The sequence below is a fragment of the Noviherbaspirillum sedimenti genome (assembly GCF_003590835.1).
GTDB lineage: Bacteria > Pseudomonadota > Gammaproteobacteria > Burkholderiales > Burkholderiaceae_D > Paucimonas > Paucimonas sedimenti.
Map to the genome: position 1 here is coordinate 1 of NZ_QYUQ01000002.1, position 15,143 is coordinate 15,143.

Below are 15,143 nucleotides of genomic sequence, written 5' to 3' on the forward strand. Positions count from 1 at the left end.
GAGATTCGAGCTAGGCTAGAGGCGATGATTCTCAAGCGTAGGGGAGAAGTGCATGAAGCAAGGATTTCAGCCAAGTCACTGCATAAGGTATTCATTACACTTTGCGAGTCTGCCGGCATTTCCAGCAGCAACTATCCGTTCAATTCAAAGTCACTTGGACGTCGCTCATTGGAGCGATTCATGCACAAAGTAGCAAGCCAGAATTTGGTTGAGAGTACTGCGTCGCGTTATGGAAAAGATGCAATTAAGCGCCTGGCTACTGGCACTGGATACAGCAAGCATATCTACTCTATGGCGCCATACGATCTTGTGGGACTTGATGCTCACAAGCTCCATTGTTTTGGCACCGTGCAAGTGAATGGCCCTGCCGGTTCGAAGAGGGTCGCCATCGAGCGACTTTGGATCGTGCCAGTGTTGGAAGGGGATTGCGCAGCAATTCTCGGCTACAGCGTTGGTATCCGAACTGAATGCAATGCGGCCGTCATTGAGAATGCACTGATTTCGGCCATGTCCAAATGGAGTGCGAGAAAACCGAGCATTCCTGGGATGGAGTATCTGCCTGGGGCGGGGCTGCCGTCCGGAGTGTTTCCAGAACTCGCCGGGCGCGGATGGGCAACCCTGATGGTTGATAATGCGGCACCACACTATGCCAAGGCGGTGGCAGAACGTGCCCGTCGGCGTATCGGATGCTTCCTGAATTTCGGGCCAGTTGGCCACTGGGAACACCGGGGGGCATTGGAACGACTGATGGCAACCTTAGAAGCATACGGTTTTAGCCGCCTGCCATCATCGACAGGCTCATCCCCCGCAGATCCGAAACGTGACGACCCTGTAAGAAAGGCAATCGATCTGGGAATCGACTGGGAGCACCTTCTCGACTTGATCGATATTACGCTTGCGAATTACAACGTTACACCGCATGCGGCCCTCGGAAATCGCAGTCCGCTTAGCGTATTGCGGGATAAATACCATGAAGCCGCATCTCAATTTCTACCACGCTCACTACCACCGCCTAGTGCAGCCCAACCCGAACTTGGGATCGCAATTGAAACGCGGTTTGTAAGAGGCAATAAAGCAGCGGGGCGCCGGCCTTATATCGAGGTCGACCGGGTGCGCTATACCAGTCCCGTGTTGGCCAATGCAATGAGCATGATTGGCAAGCAGATCCGGCTTCATATTCGTGAAAGCGACTTGAGTACGATCGACGTCTACCTTGTGACCGGCGAATCCCTGGGCACGCTACGCGCCCAAGGCGTGTGGGGACGTTGCAAGCATTCACGCGAGCTGCGCAAGCAGTTTAATGCATTGGACGATGCCGGTGAACTCCTCAATTTACCTGGCTCCGATCCCGTTCAAAAAATGCTGGCGTACTACGCGGGAGCCGCTCTCAAACAAACGGAAAAGAATCGACTCAAAGTATCCCGTGCTGGGACAAAACTTGCCCATACCGCCCACAGCACAGGGAAATCGCTAGAGGAAGTCAAAGCGATGGAGCCGGCGAGGGCAATCGATATGGTCAGCGCCCCAGAAAAACTCCCTGCACCGTTGATCCAACGCCCCCGCTGGAAAGCCATTAACTCTTAGGCTTAAAAATGAATCTTAAGGCCCAAGAATGGAGACTCCGACGCAAATGGCAAAAACGCAGGGAAGTACGAATAGGTCAGAGGCAAAGCCCGTGCTGAGCCGAGTTTTTGATGAGCATCCAGTCATTCGCGATAGAGCGCGTCTACCGACGCCGCCAGTCAAGGCCGTGTTCGATGTAATCGAACGAACCATCTACCAGCGTGACCCCGGTTCCTCTTTCATTGCCCATCCAAGATTTGGAAAGACTTTTGCAATTCAGGTGCTCACCAAACAGGTTTGCGCCACATTCCCCCAAGTTCCTGTGATCATCATCAGTGCCAAAGGACACGCTCGCTTCTCTGAAGTCGCCTTCTATACCGAAATCTTGGAAAACTGTAAGCATTCCTTTTCTGGCGTGGGGAAGGTCTCTGCACGACGTTCTCGCTTGATTAATTATCTTTGGACGCTGAGCCAGGCCCGTAATAGCGACAGAATCGTCCTGTTTATCGATGAAGCACAAAACTGGGCAGAAGCAGAATTTTCTTGCCTGCGCGATCTATCAAATGACCTTGCGCTCAACGACGTCCGCGTGATTGCACTGCTTTTCGGACAAACAGAGCTTGCGTCGATCCGCACCGTGCTTTTGCAATCGAAGCGGACCGATCTAATCGGACGTTTCATGATGCAGCAGTTCGAATTTAAAGGCCTGACCTCGCTTTCTGACCTTGTTGAAACGATGGAGTGTTATGACGATGTCGAGATGTCGGAATATCCGGAAGGAAGCGGTATTTGTTATTCCGAATATTTTTTGCCGGCCGCTTTTCAAGGCGGCTGGCGGCTTTCCAAGGAAGCAGGGCGCTTATGGGCGCAATTCGAGCACGCCGCGCGTGAACACGGAGGGCTAAAACAAGTAGGCATGCACTGGGTCGCGGCTTGTATTCGCAGCTTCTTTGTTACCCATATCGGTGTCGACCATACTGGATTGACAGGCACTGATGCGGATTGGCGCCAGGCTGTCGCGGCGTCCTGTTTTGCCTTATCCCTGGGAGTGACCTATGACGCGGACCTACAGCTGCCCGTAAATGCATCGATCTTTCGTGAGGCGCGCCCAAATGATTACAGGTCAACCTAACGATGCCGCTTGGCGTGACGAATGGCGCAATCCGTTTGAAAGCCCTTTGTCCTTGCTATGGAAGTTTGCATGGGCAAACTGCCTCACCGCAGGCGAAATTTGCAAAGCGTTATTCGGCCGCAACCTGACTTCAAGCCTTGGAATGGCGGTGCATGGCAGAACGTTGCTGACGCCGACTTGGATTCGCCACGAGTATCCGTACAGCGGACCAGTCGCTACTGCAGTGGCCAATGGAGGCCTGGAGGAGTATACGAGGTACTGGGCTACTGCATTGGCTTCGGATGCTGCGATTCGCTATTGCCCCAAATGCATGCAGCGCGGATATCAAACTATTTTTGCGCAGCTCGATGGTTTGCAGCAATGCCTGATCCATGCGGAACCTCTGCTTGCTCACTGTACAAACTGTACTGCAGCGACACCGCGTTTTGCATTGGTGCCAGAAACGATGGATGCGCCTTGGCGTTGTCCTTCCTGCTTGCATCCATTTGGTGGCGTGTTTCAGCCAAGCGAATGGGTTACGACGCCTTCCGAAAAGGCGTGCATTTACGACGCATTTGAACCTATCGACCACTGGCTACGAAATCTTGAGCACGCATCGCTTGAATGGTCGGGGCAGAGGGAATGGCACGGTAGATGGCTGGCTGAACCATTGGGACACATGAAACGCATTATGACGTTTTCAGTATTACGTACCCTTGAACCTATTGACCTGCCAGATTCGTTCCTCGCAAAGCCAGACCGCTCGATGGCCATCACCGTTGGTAGTTCCGTACCAGACATATTGCTCGAAAGTCGACTGATCGAAACGCCTCCAGATAATCGGGGGCTAATAAGCATTTATAAATCAATACGGCGTTACCTTCGGAGGCGACTTGGACCATGTGCGCGTATTGACGATGGAATGACTAATGAAGATATCTTTTGGAAAGATCAAATTCTGAACCTGTCACGTAAGTTGTGCCCGCGAAAACAAGCGATGCTGTTATGGCGTCTTCGGTTTGAAGATATCGACCAATTTCAGCAGTCGCCACGTCGCCAAGCTCCAAGACTTCATTTACGCGAATCAGCCTTGAATTGGCCTTGGCAGGCCACGGCAAACCAGACGGCCTGGGCTGGTTTTGCCTTGACCAGCGCTCACGCGAGCTTTGAAGTGGTGGCGAATTGGTGGGAGAGGGCGAAGCAGCTTCAAGATGAAGATATTTATGGGCGCGATAGAGCCCATGCTCTCACCCTTTACCTGGAGTTTGCGCCCTTTCTGAGCCCTATTAAGACGCCGGTACTGCCTCAAATAACGATGTTGCTCAACGTAGGAGTACATCAAAAGGGGGAGGCCATGGTCGTCGTTGGCCCTGGGCCGCGATTTGATGACCTGGAGCCTTGTCCGCACTGCGAGCTCCATGTCAACCACCATTGCCGTACAGCGGTCTACTCATAATTTAGCCCATCAAAATTCGATGCCTATGTCAGACCATCCTTCCGTAAGGATAGAGAAAACATTCTCCGTAGCTCCGATTGATTGGCTGGAATTGCCCGCTGAGCTGGATGGCAGTCGCAGTCATGTGGCTCTGCGTTCCAGTCAATGCGTACTTGGCGCCGTCAATGATCTTGAGGCAATCGATGCATGGCTTGCATTTACGGCAAAGGATGAAAACACCTTTCGACTCTATCGACACCAAGTGGAGAAATGTCTATTGTGGGCGACAATCACTCGCGGCAAGGCATTGTCTTCCATAGACGAAGAAGATGCCGGTGCATTCGAAGCTTTTCTTTTAGATCCGCAGCCTTATCGCCAATGGATTAGCAATGCGACGGTCCGCCGAGACAGTCCTGATTGGCGCCCCTTTCGTGGATTACCTTCACCTGCCAGGGCATGCCAGATCGTTGAAATTGTGTCGTTGCTTTTCGATTGGTTAGTTAGCCATAGATATGTTCCCTGGAATCCTTGGTACGGAACAGCTCGTTCTAGACGTACTATTCGCCAGCGTGAAATGGCGCTTATGGCCGCGGATCAGTTTCAGAAATGCGTTTTGACGCTGCCTGAGTGGAAATACATCAATCGCTCACTGGTTAGCGTCAGCAATGATGAGCAGGGCGCCCGTGTAACTTTAGCAATTTACCTGGCTTACTATGCCGATCTGAAACCAGGTGAGATTTTGAAGCTACAGCGTGAGTCGTTTCGAATCGGGCCGTCCATTTACGGCGAATCACCAATCTGCAGGCTCCACATAGCCAATCGCAAACCTATCCGCGCCTCCGTCGTTGTGCTCCCTCCAGTCCTCGCAGCACTTGAACGCTATCTCGTTCATAGTGAAAAAAATAAATGTCTTGCCTTTGAAGAAGGTGGTCAACCTCTTTTCCGCTATATATACAAGCGCGTTCCAAAGGGATTTTTAAGCCTTAGCGAGTTGAATAGAATCTCAAAGGCGCAGCTGAGGCAGGCCGCTGAGATCGCGAGACATGAAAAGAATTTCATTTCCGCACAACGACTAGGTCAAGCCACGTTGGGTTGGGTTACTCACAGCTTCGAACTTCACTGTAGAGCGGCCAATATCGGCGGCGATCTTCCTTGGTATTTGTTGGGGGCGCGAAAGACTATCGCGGGTACGACTTTGGAATATTGTCGTGATCGTCGCCTGATGTCCGATGAAGAAATCGTACATGGTATTGCCGATCTTGTGCCGATGTGGAGCTGACTTTGGGCATTGCTTAAAGCCTTGTAGCTAGACTTTTTAGATGGCGGTAGCTTGCGTCAGGGTAAAGCGCGACAAAATTCTATAACTAAGCATGTCTCAGGTTTTTATGCGACGCAAATCTATAACTTTTCGGACTAGTATTACTTTAGAGGCGAAAGTTATAGGTTTGTGTCGATGAGAGTTATACATTTCTGTCGGAGGACTAAAGTGCATAAAAAACGGGCGGCAAAAACAATCATTAACAAGAGAAAATGACGCGTGCGTCTTTATTTTACATTCCATAGTGCATCGTTTGGGTCTTTCAGCGGGGATGTCATCACGATAATTCCCTCGACCTGGGCTCGCACAGCTTGAAATTATTTTTAAAAGCCCACTGCGCCAGCAGCCAAATGGTCTGGCATCGCCGTGTGACACGGTACAATTTCGGCCAGCAGGCGCCTAAGCAATGGAGGAAAAATGGCAATCAAACTTAAAAAAGAGGCCGAGGAACAGTTGACCGGTTCGCTTCGCCGTTACTGGAAACAGGAAGAAGGCGAAGAATTGGGCGAACTTCGTGCTCAGATGTTCTTGAAGTTCATTTTGGAAGAGATTGGCCCGAGCGTTTATAACCAGGCGATTGTTGACGCGCAGGCATACATGCAGGAAAAGGTGACTGAGATGGAGATTTCCTGCTATGCGGAGGAATTTTCGTTCTGGGGAAAGCGTAGCACGAGTTCGCGCAAGTAACTTAATTTCACTCAATTAATTTCACTCAACAACAGCCACCAACTTTCCCGTTGCCGCTGCCGTAACGCGCGTCCTGACGCTCCCTGAAAAACTCTTCATAACTCATGACGGGTTGATCAGGGTGCGTCGTTTCCATGTGGGTGACATAGGTGCTGTATTCAGGCACGCCGACCATGAGCCGCATCGCCTGCCCGAGATAGCGTCCTGCTTCAGATAAGTTATCCAGCATGGCTCAAGCCTGAGGAAGCGTGCCCGGCGGGAAGGACTCGGCGGGTGCCTCATCCACGCTCGGTCGATCTTTTCGTCTGGCGGACAATATCGTGCGAATGCCGAAAAACAGGACGCTCACGACGACGAACATGAATAAAAATGCCAGCGATGCATCGACGTAATCATTGAATATGATTTGCCGCATCTGATCGAACGACTTCGCCGGCGCCAGCAGCTTTCCTTGCTCAAGGGAGGTCTGATACCGGTCGGCATGCGCCAGGAAGCCGACCTTCGGATTGGTAGAGAATACTTTTTGCCAGCCTGCGGTGAGCGTGCATATCAGCAGCCAGATCGCCGGTACGATGGTGATCCATGCATAGCGGTCGCGCTTCATCTTGAACAGGACAGCGGTCGCGAGGATGAGTGCGATGCCTGCGAGCATCTGGTTGGAAATGCCGAACAAGGGCCACAAGGTATTGATGCCGCCCAGCGGATCCACCACCCCCTGGTACAGGAAATAACCCCATCCCGCGACGCAGATGGCGGTCGCCACAAAACTCGCCACCACCGACTCTGTTTTTCTCATTGACGGTACGATCGTGCCAAGCAAATCCTGCAGCATGAAACGACCGGCGCGTGTGCCCGCATCGACCGCCGTCAGGATAAACAGGGCTTCGAAGAGGATGGCGAAGTGATACCAGAAGGCCATCATTGCTTTTCCGCCGACGACGCCCGAGAGGATTTGCGCCATGCCGACCGCGAGTGTGGGCGCCCCCCCGGCACGCGAAAGAATCGTGTGTTCGCCGACATCCTTGGCCGTCTGGGTCAGCATCTCCGGCGTCAGCTGAAAGCCCCATTCCGAGATGACCTTGGCCGCGCCCTCGACGGTGCTGCCGATGATTGCAGGCGGACTGTTCATCGCGAAATACACGCCCGGTTCTATACAGGCCGCCGCCACCAGTGCCATGATCGCGACAAACGATTCCATCAGCATTGCGCCATAGCCGATGAGCCGGACATGCGTCTCGTTCTCAAGCAGCTTGGGGGTGGTGCCGGATGAAATCAACGCATGGAAACCCGAGACCGCGCCGCAGGCAATCGTGATGAACAGGAATGGGAACAGATCGCCGGACCATACCGGCCCCGTGCCATCGATGAAACGCGTGGTAGAAGGCATCTTGAGCTCTGGCATCACCACCAGAATGCCAATTGCCAGCCCGACGATGGTACCGATTTTCAAAAAGGTGGACAGATAGTCGCGCGGTGCCAGCAGCAGCCAGATCGGCAGCACCGAGGCAACGAAGCCATAGCCGATCAGCAGCCATGTCAGTTGCGTGCCGGTGAAGGTGAACATCGGCCCAAAAGTGGGATGCTCCTGCACATACTGGCCGAATACGATCGACAGCATCAACAGCACGAATCCGATCACGGAGATTTCGCCGATGCGCCCGACCCTGATGTAGCGCATATACACGCCCATCAGCAACGCAATCGGTATGGTCGCCATCACGGTAAAGGTGCCCCAGGGGGATTCCGCCAGCGCTTTCACCACGATCAGGGCCAGCACCGCCAAGATGATGACCATGATCAGAAAGGCGCCAATCAGTGTGATGACGCCGGCCACCGGGCCCAGCTCGGATTTGATCAGGTCACCGAGCGAGCGGCCATTGCGGCGCATCGAAATGAACAGCACCATCGCGTCTTGCACTGCGCCGGCAAAGACAACGCCCACCAGAAGCCACAGCATGCCGGGAAGATAGCCCATTTGCGCGGCCAGCACCGGTCCGACCAGCGGGCCGGCACCGGCAATGGCCGCGAAATGATGACCGAATAAAACATATTTATTGGTCGGCACATAATCCAGTCCGTCATTGAATCGGTATGCCGGCGTCATGCGTTTGGAATCGAGCCCCATTGCATGTTTTGCAATGAAGAGACTGTAATAACGATAAGCAATCAGATAGGTGCAGACTGCAGCGATCACGATCCAGACTGCACTGATCGCTTCACCGCGCTGCAGAGCAATCGTGCCGAACGAAAAAGCACCCACTATGGCAAGTGCAATCCAGGCGATATGCTGTTTGAAATGGCGCATGGATCCTCTCAAAGAGGCTGGGTAAGCGATCAACAATCATCATGGATCGTAGCAAAGCGGAATTCGGAATATTTCGGATTTGCTTCGTTCAAGATAAAAGAATGGCATCTTCCAAATTTGATATTGATCAATGGAGTTTGCGTGATTTAGACGATTGGTGTGCGCCTGGCGGCAGGCAGTTGGATAATGGCTGGACTGAGTCTCCATACATATCGCCATAGAGGCCTATCATGTTCAAGACGATTCTGGTGCCGACGGATGGATCCCCCCGCTCGGAAAAAGCGGTCAACGCAGCGGTGAGATTCGCAAAGGAAATCAACGGAAAAATTATCGGAGTATCGATTGCCGAACCCCATCCATCCCCATTACTTTCCGATAGCGAGTTTTTTGGGACGACTCACAGCGTGGATAAAAATCCGCACGATCTGGCATTGGAACATGTTCAAAAGGTCGCCGATGCCGCCGCCGCTGAAGGCGTGCCCTGTGAAACCGTTTTCGTGCACTCCCACAACCCTCACGAAGAAATTCTGAAGACCGCAGGGAAATACAATTGCGATCTTATCTTCATGGCGCCATACGGAAAAAAAGGCTGGACCGGCTTGTTTCTGGATAGCGAAACGCAGCAAGTGCTACTGCACGCGACGATTCCGGTATTGGTATTCCACTGAGACTGGTCAATGAAAAGGGGGCAGCACGAAGCTGGTCCCTTGTGTGTTTCTGCTCCTCGACCTGGACTCGAACCAGGGCCTGTGGATTTATAGTCTGTGTGCCATTTTCAACGCAGCCATACTTTGAAGCGGGCGATACGTGCATTGCTGCACTTTCTTTAGCGCTAACGACTCTCTAAAAATAAACCTTATTTAAAGGCAAGCAGGAAAGAAATTTAATGAAATCTTGGCATCGGCCTTTAACCTTAAGGCTGCGTTTGATACTCATTATATTTTTAGCGGCAATACCTGCTGTCGGCTTGCTTATTTATTCAAGCATCAATGAGTATGAGAATCGCTGGCAACACGCGAGCGATAATTTGCTCAGTCTTTCTGAACTTGCAGCTACCAGTCAAAGCAAGATTCTTCATGGTATCCACAACTTGTTAATTGCGATCAGTAAAATTCCTGTTGTATATAAATTTGAATCGTCGGCATGCGACGCTTACCTCGCAAGCCTTCTTCCTGGTTATGTGCAATACCAATTTGAATCTTTCTCTGTTTACAATTCTGCCGGGATTCGCGAATGTGGGGCATTACCCTTTGCTTCCGGGCGCATTTCCATTCAAGACCGCCCTTATTTCCAAACAGCGCTTGCTGAAAGGCGCTTTGTAGTCTCAGGTTTCTTGATCAGCAAACTAACAGGATCGTCGACGATCGCTTTTGTCCTTCCGATCATCCGTGACGAACAGGTCACTGGCATAGTGACGTCCACCGCAACACTGGAGACGCTTACTTCAATGGCAAGTGAAATCAAGCTTCCCGTTGGAGCGGACTTTAGCATTATTGATCAACAGGGAATCGTGCTAGTGCGACAGCCCTATAACCCTGACATCCTTGGTAAGCCGATATCGCGGGACATAATTGCCAAAAGCTTGAATGGCGCCATACCAAGGTTGATTGAAAGCACAGGAGATGACGGCGTAGAGCGCTTGTACTCAATAGCGCCTGTTCTCTATGAAGGACATCCGATATTTCATGTGATCATTGGACTAGACAAGGACAGACTTATTTCAGAAGCAAAGAAGTCTCTCGTTTTCAATCTCACTGCCGTCCTTTCCATTATCGGCCTGGTATTTTTAGGAACCTGGCTGCTCAGTAAAAAGCTCGTGATTACGCCAGCCTCCCAACTTATCCGTGCGGCGCAACAAGTCGGCGGAGGAAATCTGAAGACACGGACAAACATAGACTATGGCACCGGCGAGATAGGGCAACTTGCCCGTCAATTCGATGAAATGACGACTGCTTTGGAACAACGAGAGCAAGAATTCGAGGCGGCCTATCAACGTGCAGAGTATTTGGCCCTTCATGACGAGTTGACGCGCTTACCGAACAGACGAGCTCTTGGGAAAAAGTTAAGTGGATATCTTGATGAAGCCAAGAATACTGGCACTCAAGTTGCGGTTCTATTTTTCGACCTTGACCGCTTTAGGGTAATTAACGACTCGTTAGGCCACTTCTTTGGCGATCAGTTATTGATTGCGGCGGCCGAGAGGCTGGTCAAGTGTTTAAGGCAGAATGACGTGGTCGCGCGGTTTGGAGGAGACGAGTATGTGGCTGTTCTCCCCGGACTTAAAACAAGCACCGAAGCATCGAGATTGGCGAAGGTCGCAGTCACATGCCTTTCCGAACCCTATGTTATTCAAACCGAACGGATCAATACCAGTGCAAGTGTCGGCATAAGCATTTACCCGACTGATAGCACTGACTCCGCCACGCTGATTAAATATGCCGAAGTTGCGATGCGGCGTGTAAAGGAATCGCATTCCAAGTATCAATTCTTCTCTAAAGAGATGAATACCGAAGCAGTACAAAGGCTTGCATTGGAAAATGAGCTGCGGCGCGCCCTGGAGCAAGGAGAGCTGGCACTTTTTTATCAGCCGCAAGTTCGTTTAAAAGACAATCGCGTCAGTGGGGCAGAGGCGCTCATTCGCTGGCATCATCCGACCAAAGGAATAATTGGTCCCGCTGCGTTTATTCAGCTAAGCACGTTATCAAAAGTTTTTTGACAAAACTGGTTTCAACCAAAAATTCTCCGACAAGACGCCCGATGTTTGCAATGCTTCCCGATTCGACAGGCCACTCAATTGCGCGACAAATGCTTTGACTTGTTCAGTCATCGTGGCGTATTGCCAGTTGACGCAAATGGCGTCCTTGGCTTGCCCCCACAGCGACTCCATCGGGTTGAGCTCCGGCGACCGCTTGGGCAGCCAAAGCAACCGAATGCCCAGTCGGCGCGCCAAATCTTGCGAACTTTTGGCGGTATGACTGGTGTCGCCATCCACCAACATTGTCACATCCCGGCCGCGATAATGCCCATGCACTTCCCGCAAAAATGCCTGGAAGTCTTCCGCTCGCTGGCGGGTTCGCGCCAAAAACAGTCGATGGCCGCTCACTGGATTCATGCAGCCAAATACCACGCGGCGCTCATTGCGTCCGGAGAGCAGCACTCTGGCCGGCTCGCCTTTTTGCCACCACATTGCCCGCAACGGCGGAAACAGCTGCAAATCCGTCTCATCCTCAACCAGCAAGACGCCACGCTTTGGCATTCTTCTCAGAGCGTGCAGAATTTCGCGTTTTTTTCTCTCGCTCCGGATCCGGAACCAACACGTAGCGTGGTCTCTTCCAAACGTAATCCAACCGTTGCAGGCCGCGGCGCACCGTGGAGGCGGAATATTCCTCGCCAAAATTCCGCTTCAACTGGTCCCGCAATAACGGAACGGTCCAGCAATGGGCATGGTAGCCGAACCGCTGAGGCGGCAAGATCAACAACACGCGCAAGACGGTGTCGAACGCTTCTCCTGCCTTTGCCGGTCGACCGGTGCGCGGCGCATCAAGCAAATCGCCAGGATCGCCATGCCGGCATGCTCGCTCAATCCAGTTGTAGACACTCTGCCGACTTACGCCAAGCAATTCTGCAATACTGCTTACCGGCTCGCCACGATCATATTCCAGCACCGCAAGCAGTCGCCGAAACTGGCGTGCGTCGCTTGTGTGTCGGAGTTGATTGCGCAACCGCCGCCGCTTGCCAGCGGCCAGCTTCATCTCGTTCATGGCAGCTTCCCCGCATCTCATCCGAGCCCATGAACTCAGTCTATGTCAAAAAACTTTTGGCAAGGTGCTTAGCAGAAGAAGCCGGACTTATTGTACCGATTGGGGAATGGGTCCTGAGGACCGCTTGTTTTCAAAATCAAGCATGGCAAGAAGCCGGCATGCGCCCCCTCCGTGTATCAGTTAATGTTTCGGCGACTCAGCTTCAACAAGTTGATTTCTTAAGTGTTGTAAGAAAGGCTTTAGAAGACAGTAGATTACTTCCAGAATATCTGGAGCTAGAGCTTACGGAAGGAATGCTCTTAAAAGATGTCGATACATTATTGAGGCAGTTGAGAGAACTCGGCGTCGCATTATCTGTTGACGATTTTGGAACAGGGTATTCCAGCTTAAGTTATCTCAAACGTTTGCCGATTGAGAAGCTGAAAATCGATCAGTCCTTTATACAGGATAGCAGTACTGATTCCGATAGCCGTGAGATCATAAAAGCAATTATCAGTTTGGCGAAAGTCTTGAAGCTGACAGTCATTGCGGAAGGTGCGGAAACTGAAGACACCTTCCGCTTTTTAAAAAATGTGGGCTGCGACAGTATTCAAGGCTACTTCTACAGCAAACCCGTTTCTGCCTACGATTTTGTTCGGTATCTTGAGGAAAGCGGAAATTTTCTCTAGACGAGCGCTTGTGTACTCGCGAACCATGCCATTCGGATGAAATCGCGCTGTTTTTAAACAGGGTATTTTTTTCAACCGATACTGATGCGCTTGAGTCGTTGACCGTAAATGCCCCAGACGCAATCAACGCCATCCACTGTGCCGCAGAGCGCCCAGCCGGTGCCGATCTTCTTGGCGACCACCGGGCTGCCGATTTCAGCTGCCAACCGTTGCGCCCATTGCGTTGCCGAGCCTTGCCCTTTGAAGAGTTCGTTGCCTTCGAAGATGACCGTCGCGTCAAAAACCGGGGTGGCGAAAAGTGTCATTACTGGTAATTCCTTTAATTTGGCTTGAATATGTAGGTATAGGCGTGGCCAGTGAAGCCGTCTGCACGCATGAAAAGCGACGGAATATCATCGCGAGTCGCCCAAGTATACGGCGGGATTGAATTGGCCACCACGGCCATTAACCTGGTCAGGTTGTTCGCAATGATTGAGCGGTCGCGGAACAAGAGCTTGCACTGAGGCGAAATCGAATTGTTACGGCAATTGAAAATCACGATATCCTAAGCAATTCAAACTGCCAGGAACCATGATGAGCCGAAATATCCTCGATGAGGCCCATATCCATCCAGCCATTCGTACAACTATTTCCAATGAAAATGCGGATATTATTGCTGAGGTAAAAGCGGCAATTGCATCCAATCCGGTCGTCGTCGTGGGGATGGCTCAAAACCCCTTTCCCAAAAAGGCCCGGACTGCTCTTTCAGCTGCCAAGCTTCCCTACACCTATCTGGAGTATGGCAGCTATCTCAGTGGCTGGCGGCGTCGCGCTGCACTCAAGATGTGGACCGGATGGTCGACCTTCCCGATGATATTTGTTAAGGGAGTATTGATCGGCGGGGCAAGTGATTTGCAACGGCTTATTGCAAGTGGCGAGCTATCCAGTATGCTCAAAGCCGAGTCCTGATATGTCTCCTTTCGGCATTGCAGGCGATGAAATCCCTGGGCGATGCGGACACAAAAAGAAAAACCTCACTAATCCCGAAGGATGGAAGTGAGGTTATGTGGCAGAGCAATTACGAGCGGGCCGGTACAGGTACAAGGCGCTTGATTTCATCCAGTGTGGTCAGCCTCAAATCAGCATCGACGGATCCTTCTCGATACCGTCAATGCGTTCGACAGCGAGAAGCCGGCTTCCCCGCTTGAACATCACCGTCATACGATAGAGGCGGTACATGCCGCGGTCGAATGCCAGCGTCAGGGCAACTTCCTGGTTGAGGCCCGGGTCGACTCATTCCTTGCGTAGCTGGTACAAAGACTTCACGGGCAGGTAACGCATGTCCTGCGCAAGCTTTACCGAACCGTCCACAGCAGATGCCAGGAAACGGCCAATGTTGTCCGGCCGGCAAAAACTCGGTCGCACCATTGCGCCGCCCTGAAAAACGATATGTAGGGTAGGGGGCTCTTTCCAATTTAAATTGCAGCGCGACTGATTCAGTCGTCGGACCTCATTACATTCGGATAAGCCTTGTCATGGCTTTCGAGCAGATTGGATGGGATGGCGGAGACGAATTCCGCAAATTCCTTGCCGCCGACAGAGATATGTTCAATCGCACGCTCATACGCCGCCGAAGCATCGCCTTGCAGTATGGCTTCGAGAATAAGTCTATGCTCTTCCACCGATTTAGAGACGCGCCATGGCGCCTGAAATGGATTCTGCCGATATGCCTGGGTGCGACGCCTGATATACAGAATCTGATCCATGAGAAATGGATTGTGAGCGCCTAGATATAAAACATTATGAAAGTCCGCATTCAGGCGGGCATAGCCGTTGTGGTCACCATTTTTCAAACACTCGGCGCCGGCGGCATGAGCCTGTTTGAGATCGGCACGCTCCTGTTCGGTCATGCGGCGCGCCGCCAGCTTGGCGCAGATACCTTCGAGTTCGGCCAGCACTTCAAACATCGCTAGCAACTCGCGCACCGACATGCGCGCCACGTAAATTCCCGATCGCGGAATGATTGCCACCATGCCCTGTGCGGCCAGTTGCAGCAGAGCTTCGCGCGCCGGTGTGCGCGACACGTTGAAACGGCGCGCGATTTCCGCCTCGTTCAAGGAATCTCCTGGTAATAGTGCACCGGAGATAATTTCGTTTTCGATGTTTTTTCGTACCAGCTCAGTGGCATTCGGCTTGGACGATTCGGCGACGACGCTTTTGATGTTTGATTTTTCCATGCTGCGTATTTTAACCATCATTGATTCGAAACGTCCGGTGGAAGAGCGATTTATTATTCAATCCTTGACATATAAAATA

Annotated in this window: 15 protein-coding genes; 9 read left to right on the forward strand and 6 right to left on the reverse strand. The window is 51.9% G+C overall.

Annotation, left to right across the window (positions count from 1 at the left end; genetic code table 11):
- From D3878_RS00085 to D3878_RS00105, 5 genes are all read left to right on the forward strand, one after another.
- The coding region (locus D3878_RS00085) for a hypothetical protein (protein WP_119783618.1) at positions 1 to 1,584 on the forward strand (1,584 nt) is incomplete at its 5' end.
- 46 nt (positions 1,585 to 1,630) lie between these two features.
- Positions 1,631 to 2,695: an ATP-binding protein gene (locus D3878_RS00090; RefSeq protein ID WP_158592132.1), complete on the forward strand. Its 1,065-nt coding sequence runs from the start codon at positions 1,631 to 1,633 to the stop codon at positions 2,693 to 2,695.
- On the forward strand, positions 2,676 to 4,130 hold the full coding sequence (locus D3878_RS23335; protein ID WP_147383840.1) for a hypothetical protein: 1,455 nt from the start codon (positions 2,676 to 2,678) through the stop codon (positions 4,128 to 4,130). The genes D3878_RS00090 and D3878_RS23335 overlap by 20 nt, the downstream gene beginning before the upstream one ends.
- Positions 4,093 to 5,388: a hypothetical protein gene (locus D3878_RS23340; RefSeq protein WP_147383841.1), complete on the forward strand. Its 1,296-nt coding sequence runs from the start codon at positions 4,093 to 4,095 to the stop codon at positions 5,386 to 5,388. Before D3878_RS23335 ends, D3878_RS23340 begins: the two co-directional genes overlap by 38 nt.
- A 456-nt stretch (positions 5,389 to 5,844) precedes the next feature.
- Positions 5,845 to 6,114 carry a DUF2164 domain-containing protein gene (locus D3878_RS00105; RefSeq protein WP_119783622.1) on the forward strand — a complete coding sequence of 90 codons (270 nt, stop codon included), beginning with the start codon at positions 5,845 to 5,847 and terminating at the stop codon, positions 6,112 to 6,114.
- Between the two features lie 25 nt (positions 6,115 to 6,139).
- On the opposite strand, the gene D3878_RS00110 is transcribed toward D3878_RS00105, so the two are convergent.
- Together D3878_RS00110 and D3878_RS00115 are read right to left on the reverse strand one after the other, a co-directional pair.
- Positions 6,140 to 6,343: a YbdD/YjiX family protein gene (locus tag D3878_RS00110; RefSeq protein ID WP_119783623.1), complete on the reverse strand. Its 204-nt coding sequence runs from the start codon at positions 6,341 to 6,343 to the stop codon at positions 6,140 to 6,142.
- Between the two features lie 3 nt (positions 6,344 to 6,346).
- Positions 6,347 to 8,419 (reverse strand): carbon starvation CstA family protein, encoded by a 2,073-nt coding sequence (locus D3878_RS00115; RefSeq protein ID WP_119783624.1) that lies wholly within the window; start codon positions 8,417 to 8,419, stop codon positions 6,347 to 6,349.
- Positions 8,420 to 8,649: 230 nt separating this feature from the next.
- On the opposite strand from D3878_RS00115, the gene D3878_RS00120 reads away from it, so the two are divergent.
- Together D3878_RS00120 and D3878_RS00125 are read left to right on the forward strand one after the other, a co-directional pair.
- Complete coding sequence (locus D3878_RS00120; protein WP_119783625.1) at positions 8,650 to 9,087, forward strand: universal stress protein; 438 nt, start codon at positions 8,650 to 8,652, stop codon at positions 9,085 to 9,087.
- A 218-nt stretch (positions 9,088 to 9,305) separates the two neighbouring features.
- Positions 9,306 to 11,135 carry a bifunctional diguanylate cyclase/phosphodiesterase gene (locus tag D3878_RS00125; protein ID WP_119783626.1) on the forward strand — a complete coding sequence of 610 codons (1,830 nt, stop codon included), beginning with the start codon at positions 9,306 to 9,308 and terminating at the stop codon, positions 11,133 to 11,135.
- Here D3878_RS00125 and D3878_RS00130 read toward each other — a convergent pair.
- Positions 11,121 to 11,675: a transposase gene (locus tag D3878_RS00130; protein ID WP_119783627.1), complete on the reverse strand. Its 555-nt coding sequence runs from the start codon at positions 11,673 to 11,675 to the stop codon at positions 11,121 to 11,123. The genes D3878_RS00125 and D3878_RS00130 overlap by 15 nt on opposite strands.
- Positions 11,647 to 12,180, reverse strand: a complete 534-nt coding sequence (locus D3878_RS00135; protein ID WP_158592133.1) for a helix-turn-helix domain-containing protein — start codon at positions 12,178 to 12,180, stop codon at positions 11,647 to 11,649. The genes D3878_RS00130 and D3878_RS00135 overlap by 29 nt, the downstream gene beginning before the upstream one ends.
- A gap of 29 nt (positions 12,181 to 12,209) precedes the next feature.
- On the opposite strand from D3878_RS00135, the gene D3878_RS00140 reads away from it, so the two are divergent.
- Positions 12,210 to 12,848, forward strand: coding sequence for an EAL domain-containing protein (locus tag D3878_RS00140; protein WP_158592134.1), 639 nt, complete (start codon positions 12,210 to 12,212; stop codon positions 12,846 to 12,848).
- Positions 12,849 to 12,919: 71 nt separating this feature from the next.
- Here D3878_RS00140 and D3878_RS00145 read toward each other — a convergent pair whose 3' ends face one another.
- On the reverse strand, positions 12,920 to 13,153 hold the full coding sequence (locus D3878_RS00145) for a hypothetical protein (RefSeq protein ID WP_119783629.1): 234 nt from the start codon (positions 13,151 to 13,153) through the stop codon (positions 12,920 to 12,922).
- 268 nt (positions 13,154 to 13,421) lie between these two features.
- Here D3878_RS00145 and D3878_RS00155 point away from each other — a divergent pair, with 268 nt between their 5' ends.
- Positions 13,422 to 13,796 (forward strand): glutaredoxin domain-containing protein, encoded by a 375-nt coding sequence (locus D3878_RS00155; protein WP_119783631.1) that lies wholly within the window; start codon positions 13,422 to 13,424, stop codon positions 13,794 to 13,796.
- A 527-nt stretch (positions 13,797 to 14,323) separates the two neighbouring features.
- Here the strand turns inward: D3878_RS00155 and D3878_RS00160 are convergent.
- On the reverse strand, positions 14,324 to 15,064 hold the full coding sequence (locus tag D3878_RS00160; protein ID WP_158592135.1) for a GntR family transcriptional regulator: 741 nt from the start codon (positions 15,062 to 15,064) through the stop codon (positions 14,324 to 14,326).
- Between the last annotated feature and the right edge of the window lie 79 nt (positions 15,065 to 15,143).